The sequence below is a fragment of the Trichodesmium erythraeum IMS101 genome (assembly GCF_000014265.1).
In the GTDB taxonomy this organism is placed as follows: Bacteria; Cyanobacteriota; Cyanobacteriia; order Cyanobacteriales; family Microcoleaceae; genus Trichodesmium; species Trichodesmium erythraeum.
In genome coordinates, this window is the sequence record NC_008312.1 from 6,212,192 (window position 1) to 6,229,353 (window position 17,162).

The following is a 17,162-nucleotide window of genomic DNA, read 5'->3' on the forward strand; positions in this document are numbered from 1 at the left end:
ATCAAAAATGAAGAAAAAACTGTAGGTTAGTAGCTTGAAAAAAACTATATAAGTCCTAATAGCAATAGAGACCCTAATTTAGCAAGATGTACTATTAACTATTGACTATTAACTATTAAATCATAGCTAGTCACCGATAACTGAGATGACTACTTATATACTAAAATAGTAGAGAATTACTAATACCATCAAGGAAAAATGAACACAATTCCAACTCAATGTCAAGACTTAGAAAATCAGGTAGGTATACTACTTCAACTATTATATCAAGAGCCTACTCTTAGACAACAAGATACAACAGCAGTTCGTTCTTCCTTAAATAAAGTAATTTCCCCAAAGTTTGAAATAGTATTTGCCGGAGCTTTTAGTGCAGGAAAGTCGATGTTAATTAATGCTTTATTAGGGAGAGAATTACTTTATAGTGCTGAAGGTCATGCAACAGGAACAGAATGCTATATCGAATATGCTGAACCAGAAAAAGAAAGAGTAATTTTGACATTTTTAAGCAGAGCTGAAATTCAAGAACAGGTAAGAATTTTACGACAGCAATTAGGTTTAGAATCTAATCCCAATATTGAACAATCAGAAGTAATTGGAATTATCCGGGAACAATGCAAAGCAATTATTAAAAATGAAGGAGGAGAAAATAAATCGGAACGTGCCAAGCAAGCAAAAGCATTAAAATTATTAGTGGATGGTGTTGAGACAAATAAAGAATATATTAATCCTATTGAAAATGCTATTTATTCAATGGAACAGTTCGACTTTTCTAACCTAAAAGAAGCAGCAAGTTATGCCAGAAGAGGAATGAATAGTTCTGTGTTGAAGCGCGTAGAATATTATTGTCATCATCCTTTATTAGAAGATGGCAATATTATTATTGATACCCCAGGAATTGATGCTCCTGTAGAGAAAGATGCTCAAGTTACTTATGACAAAATAGAAAACCCAGAAACTTCTGCAGTTGTCTGTATTTTAAAAGCTGCTGCTGCAGGAGATATGACAATAGAAGAAACGGAACTGTTAGAGAAAATGCGAGAAAATCCTGGTATTAGAGATCGGGTTTTTTATGTCTTTAACCGTATAGATGAAACTTGGTACAATTCTCAACTTAGACAACGATTAGACAATTTGATTATTTCTGATTTTCGAGATACAAAAAGGATTTATAAAACTAGTGGCTTATTAGGTTTTTATGGTAGTTTAATTAAGGATACAAGCGGGCGGGAGCGCTTTGGTTTAGATAGTATATTTGCTAATAGTATTAAAGGTTTAGATGGAGAGGAAGAAACACCTCAATTTGTTTATGCTTTTAATAATTATTGTGGCACTTCTCGCAAGTTGCCGAGTAATTTTCGGGTCAGTATTAATGGTTTTGAGTCACCTAATGAAAATTATGTCAGGATTTTAGCGGACTGGGGTAAACCATTAATCAAACAATTAATAATTGATAGTGGTATAGAAGAATTTAGGGATGGAATTACTCGATATTTAAAGGAAGAAAAACGCCCACAATTATTTGCAAATTTGGCTGATGATTTACAAAATATTTGTATACAGTTACAGAAAAATTATTTGGCAACTCAGCGAGACTTAGCAAGTCAACCTCAAGAAATAGAGGCAATGAAAGCTCAGGAATTATCATTATTAAATTTTCAACTTCAGGAGGTGGGCGAAGGATTTAATCAACATATTACTGAGGAAGTAAATTTACTAGTTACAAATAAATATGATGCTTTTGAAGCAGATTTTAATCAACTTCAATCTCGAATGATTCGTCGTTTAGATGAACTGTTAGATACTTTTTCTGTAGAGGCTGCTTATAGTCGGGCAACTGTTAATCATCCACGGAATGCAACGGCTCCTTTATTGGCAGTTTTAGTTGAAGCACTTTATTATTTAGCAAATCAATTAGAGGATATTTTAGTTGACTCTACTCAGTCAGTAATAACTGGATTTTTTCAAGGTTTAGTTGACCGAATTCGCAAGTCAGAATATTATCGGCAACTCTATCGTTTGTTAGGTAATGATGGAGGAATTGAAAAATGTTTAAAAGAGGTAGAAAAAAAGGTTAGTACGGCATTAATAAGTGCAGCGCGAATAGAATGTGATAGATTTGTGCGAGAAAGTCCGCGTTTTTATGATGAAGGAACTTTTTCTATCTATCAGTTTCGGCAGACTTTGTTACAGACTTCTCAAAGTTTTGACTGTAGCAGTATGGTGGAGGCGGAACCTGCAATTAGACAGTTGTTGAAGTTAGATTTTGAGCCAAAAGTTTCTCAGACTATTCGGCAAACTTTTCGACAAACTGTGAATCAAACTTTGAAGACTAATTTATTACCAATGGCTGAAAAAAAAGGGGAAGATATTATGCAGCAATATAATCAAGCTCGGAAATATTTAGAGCAAAGTTTAGAGGCGGAAGCTGGAGAGAAAATTCAAAGAAATTTACGTTTACAAGCTGAGGTAGATGAGAAGGTTAAGGTTTATAATCAAGCAGTTTCTTCTATTAATAGTTGTCTACAGGTGATGTTGTTGAATGAGCGACAGTTGCCAATCATTTCTGATTTTAATTTTGGCAAAGGTGAGGAAAATTTGGAGGTACTAAGTAATGAGGATGAGAAGTTATTGGAAGGTGAGTAAATGTGGTCTATTGGCGATTTAGGTAAACAGATTAATGTGAATATTTAGAGATATTTTTTAGTAAATATTTAGTCATTAGTAATTACCTAAATAACTGCTAAGAGCATTTTTTATATCACAGAAAACTGTAGGATGTCTCAACAGATATCCTACAATTAGATGCTAATTTATTGGAAATAGAAGAATTAAATATGTCACAAAATTTAGATCATGAAAAGTTTGTTGTGTTGAATTTGCATGATGTTGTGAAAATTGATGCAAATTATTGTGATTTTTTGAGCTTGGATAGAAATGAACTTGAATATTTGTGCCTAACAATTGAGCAGTTAAAAACTGAAATTATCCACAAGTTTTCTCCTGATATATCTCATCGCTATCTTGTTGAGATACGAAATAAACTATTTGATTATAGTTTCGATGTTTGGATTTTGAAACCTGATGCCAAAAGCTGGAAAAAAGGGAAATTAAAGGTCGAATTTACTGTCAAATTTTACCCTGATGAACTTGAAGAAAAAATAGAAGAAAATCAAGCAGAAAATTATGGCAATAATAATTCAGAATTTTTGGAAGGGGATGAAGTTATTCAAGTTGATCAAAGTATAGGAACAAATTTAAATCTAAACTATAACTTTCAATATTTATATATGACAGTTAATCAATTACAAGGATCAATTATCAAGTTACTAAATATTAATCCTGTCATAAAGCATGAATTCTTTTATCCAAGTTTAAGGTGTGAAGTTTTGAGAGTAGGCACTCAAGGTTGGCAAAAAGGAAAATTTCATTTTGAATTTCCTGTCAAGTTTTACCTTGATAAGCCTCAAGAAGAAATAGAAGAAAATAAATTAAGTAACTCAGAAAATAAAGAGGAAAATTATGGCGATAATAATTCAGAATATCTGGAAACTGAACTATCTCCACTTGATGACTTACGGCAAAAATTTCATCAGGAAAATTAGTAGAAACTTTCTGGGAAAAATTTGATTTATGTCAGACATTCTCTCTCCCTACATATTTACTAGCTCCCTCCAAAATTCTGGGAGTAAATTTATCTGGAAAATCAATATAAACCACTAAAAACTGATGGCTAAAAATTTTCTGGAGAAAACAGGAAAACCTACAGAAACTTTCTGGGAAAAATTTGATTTATGTCAGACATTCTCTCTCCCTACATATTTACTAGCTCCCTCCAAAATTCTGGGAGTAAATTTATCTGGAAAATCAATATAAACCGCTAAAAACTGATGGCTAAAAATTTTCTGGAGAAAACAGGAAAACCTACAGAAACTTTCTGGAAAAAATTTGATTTATGTCAGACATTCTCTCTCCCTACATATTTACTAGCTCCCTCCAAAATTCTGGGAGTAAATTTATCTGGAAAATCAATATAAACCACTAAAAACTGATGGCTAAAAATTTTCTGGAGAAAACAGGAAAACCTACAGAAACTTTCTGGAAAAAATTTGATTTATGTCAGACATTCTCTCTCCCTACATATTTACTAGCTCCCTCCAAAATTCTGGGAGTAAATTTATCTGGAAAATCAATATAAACCGCTAAAAACTGATGGCTAAAAATTTTCAGGAGAAAACAGGAAAACCTACAGAAACTTTCTGGGAAAAATTTGATTTATGTCAGACATTCTCTCTCCCTACATATTTACTAGCTCCCTCCAAAATTCTGGGAGTAAATTTATCTGGAAAATCAATATAAACCACTAAAAACTGATGGCTAAAAATTTTCTGGAGAAAACAGGAAAACCTGTAGAAACTTTCTGGAAAAAATTTGATTTATGTCAGACATTCTCTCTCCCTACATATTTACTAGCTCCCTCCAAAATTCTGGGAGTAAATTTATCTGGAAAATCAATATAAACCACTAAAAACTGATGGCTAAAAATTTTCTGGAGAAAACAGGAAAACCTGCAGAAACTTTCTGGGAAAAATTTGATTTATGTCAGACATTCTCTCTCCCTACATATTTACTAGCTCCCTCCAAAATTCTGGGAGTAAATTTATCTGGAAAATCAATATAAACCACTAAAAACTGATGGCTAAAAATTTTCAGGAGAAAACAGGAAAACCTGTAGAAACTTTCTGGAAAAAATTTGATTTATGTCAGACATTCTCTCTCCCTACATATTTACTAGCTCCCTCCAAAATTCTGGGAGTAAATTTATCTGGAAAATCAATATAAACCACTAAAAACTGATGGCTAAAAATTTTCTGGAGAAAACAGGAAAACCTGCAGAAACTTTCTGGGAAAAATTTGATTTATGTCAGACATTCTCTCTCCCTACATATTTACTAGCTCCCTCCAAAATTCTGAGAAGTAATGGATATTTTTTCCCAGTTCGTACTCAGTGGAAAGCTACAAATATTTTCGTTATTGAAAGCTCCTAAAAAAATCGCGCTTCAAAGATATTTTTAATTGCATCTTCACAATTTTTGTGATATCTTTATAAGTGTAAGGGCTAACTCGTACAAGTGTATGATTTTTTGTTCAACTAATTTTACTAGTCCAGAAAAAGAATTAAATATTGTTGATAAATTTTCATCTTAAAAAGCTCCTAAAAAGAAATGGTGATTTTTTTATCATTAAACCTTTCCATCCATTCTTCTTCTCTTTTTCAGTGGAAAATCATAAATATTTTCATTTTATCAAGCTCTAAAAATTACAGATAAAAGGTATTACTAGTTGCATTCTCACAATTTTTTTTATATAATAAGGTTAGATGGGGTTGTTCGCCTATATGTATGATTTTTTATTCAACACAAATAGCATAATTTATCAGGGAGCACGAATTTTGTAGAAATAAAAATCAACGTAAGAGATACCAGATGGGTTATATATATTTATATATATTAAGTGAAAGAGAAAAATTATATGGGAAACAAATTTGAAAATTACAGACATGATTAAGTTATCTGAGTGGAATAAGAGCTTCGTAAAAATCAATCCCAAATAATCAAAAGTACAACCTTTCAAATTAATCAGTTAGTAAAAAAATTAGATAAAAAGATAGTTAGGGAGAAAAACTTAACTTTTAATAGTTTTGATTTTTAATTTATTCAAATTAAGTTTATGCCTTTGGGTAAAAGGTAAAATCAAACTTGCCGTATAATTTTATCCTGATGAAGAAGAAGTTTCTCAAAAACAGGAAAAAAGTCATCTAAAAATAGTAAATCACAATTTCCACTCGATGATTTATGAGAAAAATTTAATCAGTAAAACTAATATATAATAAAAACAATTATTTCTTATCGAAACTGCCAATAATTACAAATATTTTCTAATAGTCTAAGTATGTCAAAAATTTAATTTTTGAATATTTTTTTTGTAGGAGTTTAGTTGTTTTAAGAGTTTAGATACCAAGCAGGTTTGATTTCTAAACTCCAACCTTAGAAACTATTTCTATTTCCCACTATAATAAAAGGCAATTTCTTTTTCCTTCAATTGAGCAAAATCTGCATTTTTTAACATATTATTTAACTCATCTTGGGAAATATGCTTCGCCCCAATACGGACGATACGAGACCGCATTGTATTACTAACCCCGCTCCTTTGTCGTTGACCTTCTAATGCCATAACCTTGTGATAAAGTTCGAGTTTTGGTGATGGAATAGGAGAGCCATCTAAATCTATTCCTTTAGCGATCGCCTCATCAACTGCATCCGCTCCAGTAGTTGGTGCAGGCAGAGAATTTATTTCCGAAGACATAGCCATAAATTATTGAGTTTACATAATTATTTTATAGGCTCTTGGAGTATTTTTTTTTTAAATCCATTAAACCTAAATTAACGCTATAATTACATTATTTAAAATCAGTAATTTTCTGGGAAATTAATTATGAATAAAACACCACGGATAAAAATTCCTAGTTCAGTTAAAAAATATGTGTTTGAGCGGGACAATTACCACTGCCAAAGTTGTGGTAAAAGTTCAACCCAAACAGAACTTAGTATAGACCATATTATTCCCCTTGCTAGAGGAGGCAGTAATGATATTAGTAATTTACAAACTCTCTGTCAAAAATGCAATAAAAAAAAGAAACATCATTTTGATCCCCGCTTTCAACGAAACTTTAGTAATTAAAGAAAATTGCCATCAAACAAAATTAATTTATCAGTAAATATAACATAGCTAGAGGAGGCAGTAATGATATTAGTAATTTACAAACTCTCTGTCAAAAATGCAATAAAAAAAAGAAACATCATTTTGATCCCCGCTTTCAACGAAACTTTAGTAATTAAAGAAAATTGCCATCAAACAAAATTAATTTATCAGTAAATATAACATATAGCAAATCCTATAAGTATAAAATTGCTGGCGTTTATTTGTTTAAGTATAGTTTTTTTATTTGAGGTTCCCACAGATTTGTAATTGTGGAAAACGAAATAGAAAAGAATAAAAATAACTGTACCTGAGTAACTGCAGAAACCCTATAATAAATTGAGGAGAAACATAAAGTGAAATCAAACACTATCAGTTTTATCAAGATAAAAATGTATTCCTTAATTGAAAAAATGTCTGATTTAGAATTAAAAAAAGCTTGGGAATCTTTGCAAATACTTTATTATGATAGCTTTATTATGACAGCCATTCAAAAATCTAAAACAAGTCACAAACCAGGAGATATATTTACCAAAGAAGAAGCCTTACAAATATTATTTTTTGAAAAAGAAGATTAGGTAGATATTGACCTACTCGTAGTTAGTTTTTAGCTTTTTCATAAATAATGAATATAGACTATCCCTTGCCAAAGTCTGTTTTTTTTGAAAATTAATTTTAAATTATCCTTAGAGGATATCTGTAAATACAGTATTAAATTCTGGTTAAGAATTGGTTAAGCGTAAATTCATAGCATAGATAAGCTGAATAATCTCTGTAATTTGCCGTAAATTTTGGAAATATAAGACAAGCTTTAAATAGACCTAATAGATTTACCTAATAGATTTAGCTAATAGATTTATTTTATAGATATCGACCTATTGAAGCAGATAGAAAAAATTAATAACATATTTTTATAAGCTAAATCTTTATATACTGTATATCTTCACTATAAAATTAGGCAAGTCTGGTAATGACTTTTGAAGTGCAGATCAAATTCAAAAAAAGTCGTCACAGTAAAAAAAGGAATAAGAAACTAGGAAACAGGGAAAACCCTTCCTTTTTATTCTATTTTTTTTATTTGATTTTTCTGTATAACAAAATACTAGTTTTACCTAAAGAAAAAAAAAGTTAATATAGCAGTATTTTTTTGAAGCTGTCATTAAACTATCAATACCAATTTATGCTTATTAGGCAATGATTTAAGAACTAATAATTGATAACTTAATTCTTATAAAAATAGTTAAAGGAAAAATTAGCACTATTTATTAAACTAGAATAGAAAAGGTATATAAAAAAAATATTGTTGTGAACCTAGAAGTGCGTTATTGTCGGTCTTTTATTGAAGATCTTAAAATCATAGAATCTAGTGCCTATCAGCAAGTATATGATTTTGTTTTCATTCAATTCAGTAAAATAAATTACTTACAAGAATTGCCAGAACTCAAACAAATTGGAACTAGTAATATTTTCTACAGATTTACCGTAGAAAATTATTTAATAGGCATAGAAGTAACAGGTAAAATTGTTAAATTTATCCGTATTTTACCAAAGCCAGAAATCTAGTCTTCTAAACTACAGATAGTAGAAGAGCAAAAATATTGAATAAAGTAATTTTTATGGAATCAAAAGCACTTTGGCAACGCTATATTGACTGGCTTTACTACCACGAAGGATTAGGTTTTTATGTTGATATAAGTCGTATTAAATTTGACGACTCTTTTGTCGAGATCATGAAACCTAAATTTGAAAAAGCCTTCCAAGAGATGAAAAAATTAGAAGAAGGTAAGATCGCTAACCCAGACGAAAATCGAATGGTTGGTCACTACTGGTTGAGAGACCTCGATATTGCTCCTACTAAGGAAATTAAAAATGAAATTTCCACAACCCTAGAAGCAATAGAAACTTTTGCGAAGAAAGTCCATAGTGGAGAAATTAAACCATCATCTGCTCCCAAATTTACAGATATTCTGTCCATTGGTATTGGTGGTTCAGCTTTAGGCCCCCAATTTGTCGCCGAAGCTTTAGGTCTTGATGACCCACCAATGGAAATACACTTCATTGACAACACAGATCCAGCAGGTATAGACCGGGTACTCCACAAACTGAGCGATCGCCTCAAAAGCACCCTAGTTATAGTCATCTCCAAATCTGGAGGGACTCCAGAACCTCGTAATGGTATGATAGAAGTTAAAGCAGCCTTTGCATCTCAAAACTTAAACTTTGCCACTCAAGCTGTTGCCACCACTACCCCTAGTAGCAAACTAGGCCAAATTGCTAAATCTGAAGGATGGATAGATATTATCCCCATGGCAGACTGGGTAGGTGGACGTACTTCAGAATTATCCTCCGTTGGTTTGCTACCCGCAGCACTGCAAGGAATTGATATCCGGGCAATGCTAGCCGGGGCCAAAGAAATGGATAAAGTTACTCGTACACATGAAATAAAAGGGAACCCTTCTGCTTTATTAGCCTTGAGTTGGTATGCTGCAGGTAAGGGCCACGGGGAAAAAGATATGGTAGTTATCCCCTACAAAGACAGTCTATTGCTATTGAGTCGTTATCTACAGCAGTTAGTTATGGAATCTTTAGGTAAAGAAAAAGACCTAGATGGCAAAGTAGTCAACCAAGGTATTGCAGTTTACGGTAATAAAGGTTCCACAGACCAACACGCTTATGTACAACAGTTGCGCGATGGTGTACTTAACTTCTTTGTCACTTTGATTGAAGTTTTAGAAGATCGTGAAGGTACTTCTCCTGAAGTAGAACCAGGGGTAACTTCTGGAGACTACTTATCTGGTTTTATCCAAGGTACTAGACAAGCGCTTTATGAAAACGATCGAGATTCTATTACAGTCACTATTCCCAAAGTTAATCCTTATAATTTAGGAGCATTAATTGCCCTTTATGAGCGAGCTGTTGGTTTTTATGGCTCTCTGGTTAATATTAATGCTTATCACCAGCCAGGAGTAGAAGCTGGCAAAAAAGCTGCAGCTGCAGTGCTAGAATTACAACACAAGGTAATAAATATCCTCAAGCAAGAGAAATCTCCTCTATCTTTAGAAGAATTATCTGAAAAGGCAGGAGCTGGTGATCAGATAGAAACTATCTACAAGATTTTGCGTCATTTGGCAGCTAACAAGCGAGGTATTGTTTTCCACGGAAATGTCGGCCAACCAGATAAGTTAGGGGTAAGTTATAATTAAAAGTAAATAAGGTTAAACTCTTGAGAAGAAGCCATTATGATGTGAGTATTAATCTCAAACAATATTCAATGGCCGATAGCTTGTCTAAAAGTAAAGTCTTTGGATAATCAAAACTTTTCTGAGGAAAGTCTGTTAACGATAGGATAAAATACTGAAGTGGACATTTAATCTATCTAAATATTTAAGTAAGTTTGAGTAACTTTCATGAAGAGGAGTGTTGAAGGCCTACCTCTTTGTAAAGCAAACTTAATTGCATTTCTATAGTAACAGAAAAAATGGGATTGAAGCTTTGCCCTTCTAGGGCAACCTTCTCCCATAATAAAACCAGGCCTAATAAGACTGACCTGAAAAGTTAGATCAATTTTTTTCATCTTAACAACAATATAAAAAAGTGTTAAGACATTAATAAAATTGAAGCCCTTGACAACTAATAGTTTTTTCTTGAGCTAATTAGCTGTGTGCAAAGCATTCCAGTACGGAAATGCTTAATGGTAAATTTCGGGACAACTCTATTATTATTAATAATTTAAGTATTTTTCTATTCAAACACATTCACTTGTTTGACTCCCCCATAAAACCATGCCCCTCACAATTCTTGTTGTTGATGATGATTTAGGAACTAGGTTATGTATCAGTGACTACCTAGAGGTATCTGGTTACTTAGTTGTCAAAGCTGAAGATGGTCAACAAGCTTTTGATATAGTTGAAAAATCTGAGCCTCATCTTATTATTACTGATATTGCTATGCCAAAAATGGACGGTTATGAACTGGTAAAACGAGTTCGGGCACGTCCAAGTTTTCGTCTCTTACCTGTGATTTTTCTAACTGCTCATATAAGTACACAGGAAAGAGTCAAAGGTTATCAGTTGGGGTGTGATATTTATCTGCCAAAACCTTTTGAATTAGTAGAGTTAGGAGCAGTAGTTCGTTCTTTATTAGATCGATATGCTCTGATAGCCAAAGCCTCACCTAGATCCAATTATTTACCTATAAATAGTCAATCTTTGGTAACAGAAAATCCATCAAGATCAGATGATTCAGAATCAATATCTCAGTCAATTATTGTCAATTCTCAGATTAGTTTAACGAGTCGAGAAAAGCAAGTTTTAAGTCTTTTGCTTAATGGTCTTTCTAATGTTCAAATTGGCGATCGCCTGCATTTAAGTCCAAGGACTATTGAAAAATATGTTAGTGGTTTATTGAGAAAAACTGATACTAAAAATCGTGCTGAGTTAGTTCGTTTTACTATGGAAAATTACTTTACTAATTAATCTTAACTACGGTTTACTTAAAAAGTATTTTAGGGAGTAGGTAAAGACATTACATGCAAAATCTATAGATCGAAATAGGTATTAAGAGGAGGTAAGAGTAAGAATTATCCGTTAATTTTTCTGAAATTATTCTCCCTGCAAAGTTTGGTTTTTCAAGCAAATGAAAAGCTGACAGTTTTTTTAGACCCCAAAAGACTAAAGCCAATATCAGTTAATTTTCCGGTAAAGTATCTATAAAATCAATCTTAAGGTCTACTGAAATATCACCTTTCGGTGTGTTAGCGCAAATCACAGAAATTATTCAGTGTTAACTATAAATTATTACTTAACCCAACCTAAACCAATACTTAAACTTTATTTAAAGATACCCTCTGATGGTTAATCAGCAAGCCCTAATTAAGTTGAATTTAATTAAAAATTTTCAGGTAAATAATTTTGAATTCAGCCATTCTTATTACTAATTAATATTTTATTTTGATTGATCAAATAATCTAATAGCCCTTCACAAGCATCTAAAAGTATTTCAATCACATAATCAAATCCATCTGAACCACCATAGTAAGGATCAGGTACTTCCTGAACATCAAAATCTTTGCAAAAGTCACACATTAACTTCACTTTATCTCTATATTTACCAGCCTTATCTAAGGAAAGTACATCCCGATAATTTTCCTTATCCATTGTGAGAATTAAATCAAAATTATTAAAATCTTTTTCTTGAAATTTACGTGCTGAACCTTTGAGTTTAATACCTCTCATTTTAGCAGCATAAGTCATTCTAGAATCAGGAGGGCTACCTATATGATAACCTCCTGTACCAGCAGAATCACAAACTATAAATTCGCTCAAATTAGCTTTTTCTATAATATGATTCATAATATTTTCTGCCGAGGGAGAACGGCAGATATTACCAAGACAAACAAATAGTAGTTTATGAGGCATAAATTAATCAAATAGAAGAACGAATAAGTTAGGTATTAAACTTAATTAAGTCTAATATACTATCTATATTAACTAAGATAATTTACAGTAATACTGCATCAATATATAGGGTTTTGATTTGGGAGGTAAAAAATGAGTGCTCTTAAAAATAAAAGAGGCTTAAGGGAATTGTGACAATAGTAAAAAAGTGAAAAAGTAAGTATTAAATAGTGGCAAAAACTAGGATATACAGTATTTACTATTAGCGATTTTTTTCTGAGAAAAAGCCTGAATATAAACTTATATTTTTTAGACAACAGGCAAGATAAAATAGTAAATAAGGTAACAATAGACCCCTTATTTTGAGGGAAAAATTAACTCTTAATTTTACGTCTCATTAATTAGTGTTATTTTTAGGACATTCTCACCACTTCCAAATGTTGTCCATACTGCAAATTTTACTTCGCGCTTTTTGAGTTCTGACTTCTGAGTTAAACTCTAAAACCACAAGTTACGAATATTATTTTTATAAATCAAAAAAAAGACTAGGATACAGCTTTCCAGTTAGTCTACTAACTCATTATATTTTGTAGCTACCTAACTTGAAACCTTTCCTAGCCATTATTACTATTTAAACTAGGACTACCCTGGTAGATTTAAGCCACCTGTCAACTCTTCCATCCGTTCCCGCATAGTAGTAGTAGATTTCTTATAAGCATCCTGCATTGCTTCTGTCACCAGTTGATTAACTCGATTTGCATCTTCCTTCAATACATCTGGAGAAATTTCTACTCGTTTTGGTTGTTGATTCCCACTCATAAAAACCTTCACTAAACCTTCACCTGCTGATCCTTCAACTTCTAATTGTTCAAGTTCTTCTTGAAGTTTTTTGGCTCCTTCTTGAACCTCTTGAGCTTTTTTAAAGGCTTCAGTTAGTTCTTTCATTTTACCTAAGCCAAAGCCAAAACCTTTACCTTTGCTGTCCTTGTTTTCTGACATAATTAATCTTCTATGATAAGTTTTATCTGATATTTGTTTAGTTACCATTGACATATTCCTCAGTTAACCGCTATGCAGTAAAATTGAAGAATATTAAAATATAAGTTTAAGATTTCCTGCTTCATGGTATCAAGACTTGTAAAAGAGCCTGTTTCCCATTTCTACAGGTATTTTCTAATACCCTATGGACCCTCAGGCCTTTTCATAAGTTTTCTTGTAAATGACTACCATTCATCTCACTGTTAACCTCCAACCATTAGTTTAGTAGGGGTCGTATGACATAATTTTAGATAAAATCTAATTTTATTTTGCGCTATATCAGGAGTTGATGACAATGCCAAACTACTCTAGCATATTATTATAGTATTTATCATAAAAATCATAACACTGCATATATATTTTAGCACTTAATTATAATTAATAAATCGACATTTACAGTCCTAATTTATTGAATATCTCCTAAAACAATCAAACTATTTACAGCTTTTCAACTTCCTTAAATATATTAATCAATAGTTTCAGAAGGTGAGGAATCTGAAACTGCTGCTAATTTTAGGTACTTTTAAAAATAAAAAAACAATGGTAATTTATTTTTTTTTACTGAGTCAATTAGCATAAAAATTATCTTTTCCGCGATAATTTATAGATTTTATGTAGTTTATTTGTGGTCCTAAATTATACAACTATTGTCAAACAAAAGCTATGCTTTATTGTAATTATAAGCTTGCTACTTCTTAAAAATCTCCCACAAATTTTACCTCTGGTTTTAATAACAAAGACCATTGCTTTTCCACCTGTTCTTGAACATGGTAAATTAGCTGTAAAATTTCGTTAGCTGTAGCTCCACCACAGTTCAGAATAAAGTTAGCATGGCGGTGAGCAACTTGGGCCATACCTATTTGATAGCCCTTAAGTCCAGCTTGTTCAATTAACCAACCAGCAGTCTTTGGTCCAGGATTCCGAAAAACACTACCACAGCTAGGTAAATGATAAGGCTGGGTACTTTTTCGCTTCTGAAAATTTTCAGAAGTTATGGCCGTTATTAAGGCAGGCTTTTCTCCCGGTTGTAACTGAAATGTAGCTTGAGCGACCAAAATAGATTTACCTTGCAATTTAGAATAGCGGTAATTGTATTCCAAATCTTGAGGAGACAAAATATCTATCTCACCATTAGGTAAAATAACATGGGCATTCACTAATACATCAGCCATACATTTACCTTGTGCCCCAGCATTCATCACCACAGCACCACCAACAGTGCCAGGGATACCAACGGCCCATTCTAAACCTTGCCAACCCATTCTAGCTGCCTTCCAAGCAAGACGTGGCAAAAACTCACCTGCTCCTACACTAAGAAGACCTGTTTCTTGTTCAAAGGAGATGTGACGGAGATAACGGCTGCCAATAACTAATCCAGATAAACCACTATCGCTGACTAGTATATTAGATCCTGCTCCTAGAAAAGTTATTGGTAATCCTTTATAGTTAGCAAACTGAAAACTAGCTTGTAGTTGATCTAATCTTTTTGGTGTAACATACCATTCAGCAGGCCCTCCAACGCGGAAAGACGTTAGAGGTGCCAGAGGAACATTAGACTTAATTACACAGTCTTTTCCTAACAAGGGAATAGGTTGTCTTTGTGGCATTTTTTCTGAACTAGCTATGTGATAAGAAAGAGTCATGGTGATAACTAATGCTTGAATTATCGTAATTTAAGGAGTTTGTTTTGAAGTTAGTTAACTACCTATCAGCTTTTACCATTTCCGTGCCGAAATATTTTGCAAACAGCTATTAGTTAGCCGTTAGAGCTAGAGATTTAAATCCCTGCAAACCCCAACCGGATGATGTAGAAGTGGTTGAAACCAACTTATAAATGTCAAAAAAAATGAACTGAATGCTGAGTGTTGAGTGCTTCTTTGGCTCAAATTCATATTCTTCATTAGGCTATTTCACAAGACTTGACCTGGTAGTGAGGTTGTTGATAACGTGCCATAAGTTCTGGGATAATCTGATTTAGGTTACCCGCACTTAGAAATATTGCCAAATCTCCTGGTTTAAGAACTTGGTACAAAAATTTACTTACTGAGTCTAAAGATGATCGATAGTAAACTTGTCGATGATACCTAGAAATAGCTTCAGCTACTTGTTGGCTGTTAATTTGACCCTCAGATGATTCTCCTGCACTGTAGATATTGGTAACAATTACCATGTCAGCGTCATTAAAAGATTGAGCAAACTCAGAAATAAAAGCCTGAGTACGACTATAACGATGAGGTTGGAATATAGCAACAACTCTTTCGATCTTCAATGAGTTATTTTGTGTTTTGAGTGTTAATTTTTTTGTTGATATATGAGGCTTGGGACTTAATTCCTGATTTTTTTGTAAGTTAGCCGCTGCTAGAGTTGCATTAATTTCACTGGGATGATGAGCATAGTCATCAACAAATACAATACCATTGCACTCTCCTCGATATTCAAAACGACGATGAGCACCTTCAAAAAGAGCGATCGCCGAGGTAATAGTAGAAAATTCTAAACCTAATAATCTACCTACTGCCACTGCTGCCAAAGCATTACTTAAATTATGTTTACCCAATAACCTCAACTTTAATTGTCCCAAAATTTGGCCTTTTTCCCAAACACGAGCTAAGGTAACATTAGATTGGTAATGTACACAATCTACTTTATAGTGAGCGTCACTTTCGAAGTTAATACTATAACTAATAGTTGGCTGGAGTTTTTCTCTAACTGTAGAGCAGTCAATACAACCTACTAGATTTTGGCAGTTTTCTTTAAAAACTTGGAAAATTTCTACCACTTGATCCAAACTATCATAATGGTCTGGATGGTCTAACTCAATATTGGTCACTACACCAATATGAGCAGATAATTTAACTAAAGAGCCATCCGACTCGTCTGCTTCTGCCACCAGATAAGGACTTCTACCCAAACGAGCATTACCTCCCCAGGCGTCTACTTCTCCACCAATAACAATGGTGGGGTCCAAACCAGCCTCTAAAAGCATAAACCCAATTAAGCTGCTAGTTGTAGTTTTGCCATGGGTACCAGCTACAGCTATACTTTGATAATCCTGAATTAGGGCTGCCAATAAATCTGAGCGATGAAAAATTGGACATCCAAGTTCAACTGCTGCCTTATACTCAGAGTTTGTTGTATTAATTGCTGTTGAACAAACTACTTGTGGTAGTTGAGAAATTCCTTTGTGATTTTCTAATTTGACATTATGTTTTTTTGTTGTTACTTCTCCTAGACTTATGCAAGGAGTAAATTGAGATAAATTTAAGCTTGAATTGTTTGACAGAAATAAATTTTGTTCTTCAGTAGTTTGCTGAAATAACTCTAAATTTTTTGCTTCTTGGTGCCAGAATATGTGGGCTCCTATTGCTTCTAAGCGTCTTGTTATATGGCTTGATTTGATATCGGAGCCATAAGTAGGCAACTTGCGTTTAGCTAAAATATAAGCAAGAGCAGACATTCCGATGCCCCCAATACCAATAAAATGAAATGGTTTACCAGTTAAATCAACATATTTACTCATTAATTGCTCCTTAAAATCCACACACACCACACCCTTAACACGCGATATCATAGCAGTATTTTTTTTTTTTAGATAGAGTTTAGCAGTAATTTATTCAAAACATTGATTACCTTTGTGAATAGTCTCTATAATCTTGTGATTAATCTGTTTGATATCAAATATTTACTTATTGGCCCGTGTTTTTCCGGACATATCTCAAAAACTGTTTGAGGATTCATTATCTGGATTTTTTCACAAAATAACAAATATTTATGGTTTTATTACATAAAATAAAAGTTCTGAAAGTCTTATACAACTTATTCTATGTATATATGGTCTACTAATTTTAGTAGTAAAATATCCAAAGCATGAAAGCTTATTCAGTTTATCTCCGTGAAAAAAAATAGTTAAAAATAAGCTAACAATGTCAGATTTGCATCCCCCTTCGTAGTAACCCAATTTGATGTGAATAA

At 32.8% G+C, this 17,162-nt stretch carries 20 protein-coding genes and 1 pseudogene; 16 read left to right on the top strand and 5 right to left on the bottom strand.

The window, feature by feature from the left end:
- Positions 1-198: 198 nt before the first annotated feature.
- The 10 genes from TERY_RS19305 to TERY_RS19315 all read left to right on the top strand — a co-directional run bounded on the left by TERY_RS19305 (position 199) and on the right by TERY_RS19315 (position 5,045).
- Positions 199-2,643: a dynamin family protein gene (locus TERY_RS19305; RefSeq protein ID WP_011613366.1), complete on the top strand. Its 2,445-nt coding sequence runs from the start codon at positions 199-201 to the stop codon at positions 2,641-2,643.
- 191 nt (positions 2,644-2,834) lie between these two features.
- A complete protein-coding gene (locus tag TERY_RS19310) occupies positions 2,835-3,602 on the top strand; it encodes a KGK domain-containing protein (RefSeq protein ID WP_011613367.1) in 768 nt (255 codons plus the stop codon).
- 124 nt (positions 3,603-3,726) lie between these two features.
- Positions 3,727-3,873 carry a hypothetical protein gene (locus tag TERY_RS33590; RefSeq protein ID WP_155994505.1) on the top strand — a complete coding sequence of 49 codons (147 nt, stop codon included), beginning with the start codon at positions 3,727-3,729 and terminating at the stop codon, positions 3,871-3,873.
- Between the two features lie 14 nt (positions 3,874-3,887).
- Positions 3,888-4,034: a hypothetical protein gene (locus TERY_RS33595; RefSeq protein WP_155994506.1), complete on the top strand. Its 147-nt coding sequence runs from the start codon at positions 3,888-3,890 to the stop codon at positions 4,032-4,034.
- 14 nt (positions 4,035-4,048) lie between these two features.
- The gene (locus TERY_RS33600; protein ID WP_155994506.1) at positions 4,049-4,195 is read left to right on the top strand and encodes a hypothetical protein; all 147 of its coding nucleotides are present in this window, start codon (positions 4,049-4,051) and stop codon (positions 4,193-4,195) included.
- 14 nt (positions 4,196-4,209) lie between these two features.
- A complete protein-coding gene (locus TERY_RS33605; protein ID WP_155994507.1) occupies positions 4,210-4,356 on the top strand; it encodes a hypothetical protein in 147 nt (48 codons plus the stop codon).
- 14 nt (positions 4,357-4,370) lie between these two features.
- Positions 4,371-4,517 (top strand): hypothetical protein, encoded by a 147-nt coding sequence (locus tag TERY_RS33610; protein ID WP_155994508.1) that lies wholly within the window; start codon positions 4,371-4,373, stop codon positions 4,515-4,517.
- 14 nt (positions 4,518-4,531) lie between these two features.
- The gene (locus tag TERY_RS33615; protein WP_155994509.1) at positions 4,532-4,678 is read left to right on the top strand and encodes a hypothetical protein; all 147 of its coding nucleotides are present in this window, start codon (positions 4,532-4,534) and stop codon (positions 4,676-4,678) included.
- Positions 4,679-4,692: 14 nt separating this feature from the next.
- The gene (locus tag TERY_RS33620; RefSeq protein ID WP_155994510.1) at positions 4,693-4,839 is read left to right on the top strand and encodes a hypothetical protein; all 147 of its coding nucleotides are present in this window, start codon (positions 4,693-4,695) and stop codon (positions 4,837-4,839) included.
- 14 nt (positions 4,840-4,853) lie between these two features.
- Positions 4,854-5,045 carry a hypothetical protein gene (locus tag TERY_RS19315; RefSeq protein ID WP_044136931.1) on the top strand — a complete coding sequence of 64 codons (192 nt, stop codon included), beginning with the start codon at positions 4,854-4,856 and terminating at the stop codon, positions 5,043-5,045.
- Positions 5,046-6,057: 1,012 nt separating this feature from the next.
- Here the strand turns inward: TERY_RS19315 and TERY_RS19320 are convergent.
- Positions 6,058-6,363 (bottom strand): small RNA NsiR4-regulated ssr1528 family protein, encoded by a 306-nt coding sequence (locus TERY_RS19320; protein ID WP_044137849.1) that lies wholly within the window; start codon positions 6,361-6,363, stop codon positions 6,058-6,060.
- Between the two features lie 129 nt (positions 6,364-6,492).
- On the opposite strand from TERY_RS19320, the gene TERY_RS19325 reads away from it, so the two are divergent.
- From TERY_RS19325 to TERY_RS19350, 6 genes and pseudogenes are all read left to right on the top strand, one after another.
- Positions 6,493-6,738, top strand: coding sequence for an HNH endonuclease (locus TERY_RS19325; protein ID WP_011613369.1), 246 nt, complete (start codon positions 6,493-6,495; stop codon positions 6,736-6,738).
- 47 nt (positions 6,739-6,785) lie between these two features.
- Positions 6,786-6,896: pseudogene (locus TERY_RS28755) on the top strand (HNH endonuclease); the annotation flags it as partial.
- 216 nt (positions 6,897-7,112) lie between these two features.
- Positions 7,113-7,334, top strand: coding sequence for a hypothetical protein (locus TERY_RS19330; RefSeq protein WP_011613370.1), 222 nt, complete (start codon positions 7,113-7,115; stop codon positions 7,332-7,334).
- Positions 7,335-8,061: 727 nt separating this feature from the next.
- Positions 8,062-8,319 (top strand): hypothetical protein, encoded by a 258-nt coding sequence (locus tag TERY_RS19335; RefSeq protein WP_011613371.1) that lies wholly within the window; start codon positions 8,062-8,064, stop codon positions 8,317-8,319.
- Between the two features lie 53 nt (positions 8,320-8,372).
- Positions 8,373-9,959 (top strand): glucose-6-phosphate isomerase, encoded by a 1,587-nt coding sequence (locus TERY_RS19340; protein ID WP_011613372.1) that lies wholly within the window; start codon positions 8,373-8,375, stop codon positions 9,957-9,959.
- A gap of 579 nt (positions 9,960-10,538) precedes the next feature.
- The gene (locus TERY_RS19350) at positions 10,539-11,231 is read left to right on the top strand and encodes a response regulator (RefSeq protein ID WP_011613373.1); all 693 of its coding nucleotides are present in this window, start codon (positions 10,539-10,541) and stop codon (positions 11,229-11,231) included.
- Between the two features lie 441 nt (positions 11,232-11,672).
- Here the strand turns inward: TERY_RS19350 and TERY_RS19355 are convergent, their stop codons facing one another.
- From TERY_RS19355 to murC, 4 genes are all read right to left on the bottom strand, one after another.
- On the bottom strand, positions 11,673-12,173 hold the full coding sequence (locus TERY_RS19355) for a low molecular weight protein-tyrosine-phosphatase (RefSeq protein WP_011613374.1): 501 nt from the start codon (positions 12,171-12,173) through the stop codon (positions 11,673-11,675).
- Positions 12,174-12,794: 621 nt separating this feature from the next.
- Positions 12,795-13,151 carry a YbaB/EbfC family nucleoid-associated protein gene (locus TERY_RS19360; RefSeq protein ID WP_044137850.1) on the bottom strand — a complete coding sequence of 119 codons (357 nt, stop codon included), beginning with the start codon at positions 13,149-13,151 and terminating at the stop codon, positions 12,795-12,797.
- A gap of 734 nt (positions 13,152-13,885) precedes the next feature.
- Positions 13,886-14,833, bottom strand: a complete 948-nt coding sequence (gene murB, locus TERY_RS19365) for a UDP-N-acetylmuramate dehydrogenase (protein ID WP_011613376.1) — start codon at positions 14,831-14,833, stop codon at positions 13,886-13,888.
- A gap of 257 nt (positions 14,834-15,090) precedes the next feature.
- Positions 15,091-16,710: a UDP-N-acetylmuramate--L-alanine ligase gene (gene murC, locus TERY_RS19370; RefSeq protein WP_044136935.1), complete on the bottom strand. Its 1,620-nt coding sequence runs from the start codon at positions 16,708-16,710 to the stop codon at positions 15,091-15,093.
- Positions 16,711-17,162: the final 452 nt, after the last annotated feature.

Coding starts and splice junctions, on each gene's coding strand:
- TERY_RS33610 (WP_155994508.1), top strand. CDS start 4,371: ATGGCTAAAAATTTTCTGGAGAAAACAGGAAAACCTGTAGAAACTTTC.
- TERY_RS33595 (WP_155994506.1), top strand. CDS start 3,888: ATGGCTAAAAATTTTCTGGAGAAAACAGGAAAACCTACAGAAACTTTC.
- TERY_RS19325 (WP_011613369.1), top strand. CDS start 6,493: ATGAATAAAACACCACGGATAAAAATTCCTAGTTCAGTTAAAAAATAT.
- TERY_RS19310 (WP_011613367.1), top strand. CDS start 2,835: ATGTCACAAAATTTAGATCATGAAAAGTTTGTTGTGTTGAATTTGCAT.
- TERY_RS19315 (WP_044136931.1), top strand. CDS start 4,854: ATGGCTAAAAATTTTCTGGAGAAAACAGGAAAACCTGCAGAAACTTTC.
- TERY_RS19320 (WP_044137849.1), bottom strand. CDS start 6,363: ATGTCTTCGGAAATAAATTCTCTGCCTGCACCAACTACTGGAGCGGAT.
- TERY_RS33620 (WP_155994510.1), top strand. CDS start 4,693: ATGGCTAAAAATTTTCAGGAGAAAACAGGAAAACCTGTAGAAACTTTC.
- TERY_RS19360 (WP_044137850.1), bottom strand. CDS start 13,151: ATGTCAGAAAACAAGGACAGCAAAGGTAAAGGTTTTGGCTTTGGCTTA.
- TERY_RS33615 (WP_155994509.1), top strand. CDS start 4,532: ATGGCTAAAAATTTTCTGGAGAAAACAGGAAAACCTGCAGAAACTTTC.
- TERY_RS33600 (WP_155994506.1), top strand. CDS start 4,049: ATGGCTAAAAATTTTCTGGAGAAAACAGGAAAACCTACAGAAACTTTC.
- TERY_RS33605 (WP_155994507.1), top strand. CDS start 4,210: ATGGCTAAAAATTTTCAGGAGAAAACAGGAAAACCTACAGAAACTTTC.
- TERY_RS19340 (WP_011613372.1), top strand. CDS start 8,373: ATGGAATCAAAAGCACTTTGGCAACGCTATATTGACTGGCTTTACTAC.
- TERY_RS33590 (WP_155994505.1), top strand. CDS start 3,727: ATGGCTAAAAATTTTCTGGAGAAAACAGGAAAACCTACAGAAACTTTC.
- murC (WP_044136935.1), bottom strand. CDS start 16,710: ATGAGTAAATATGTTGATTTAACTGGTAAACCATTTCATTTTATTGGT.
- TERY_RS19355 (WP_011613374.1), bottom strand. CDS start 12,173: ATGCCTCATAAACTACTATTTGTTTGTCTTGGTAATATCTGCCGTTCT.
- TERY_RS19305 (WP_011613366.1), top strand. CDS start 199: ATGAACACAATTCCAACTCAATGTCAAGACTTAGAAAATCAGGTAGGT.
- murB (WP_011613376.1), bottom strand. CDS start 14,833: ATGACTCTTTCTTATCACATAGCTAGTTCAGAAAAAATGCCACAAAGA.
- TERY_RS19350 (WP_011613373.1), top strand. CDS start 10,539: ATGCCCCTCACAATTCTTGTTGTTGATGATGATTTAGGAACTAGGTTA.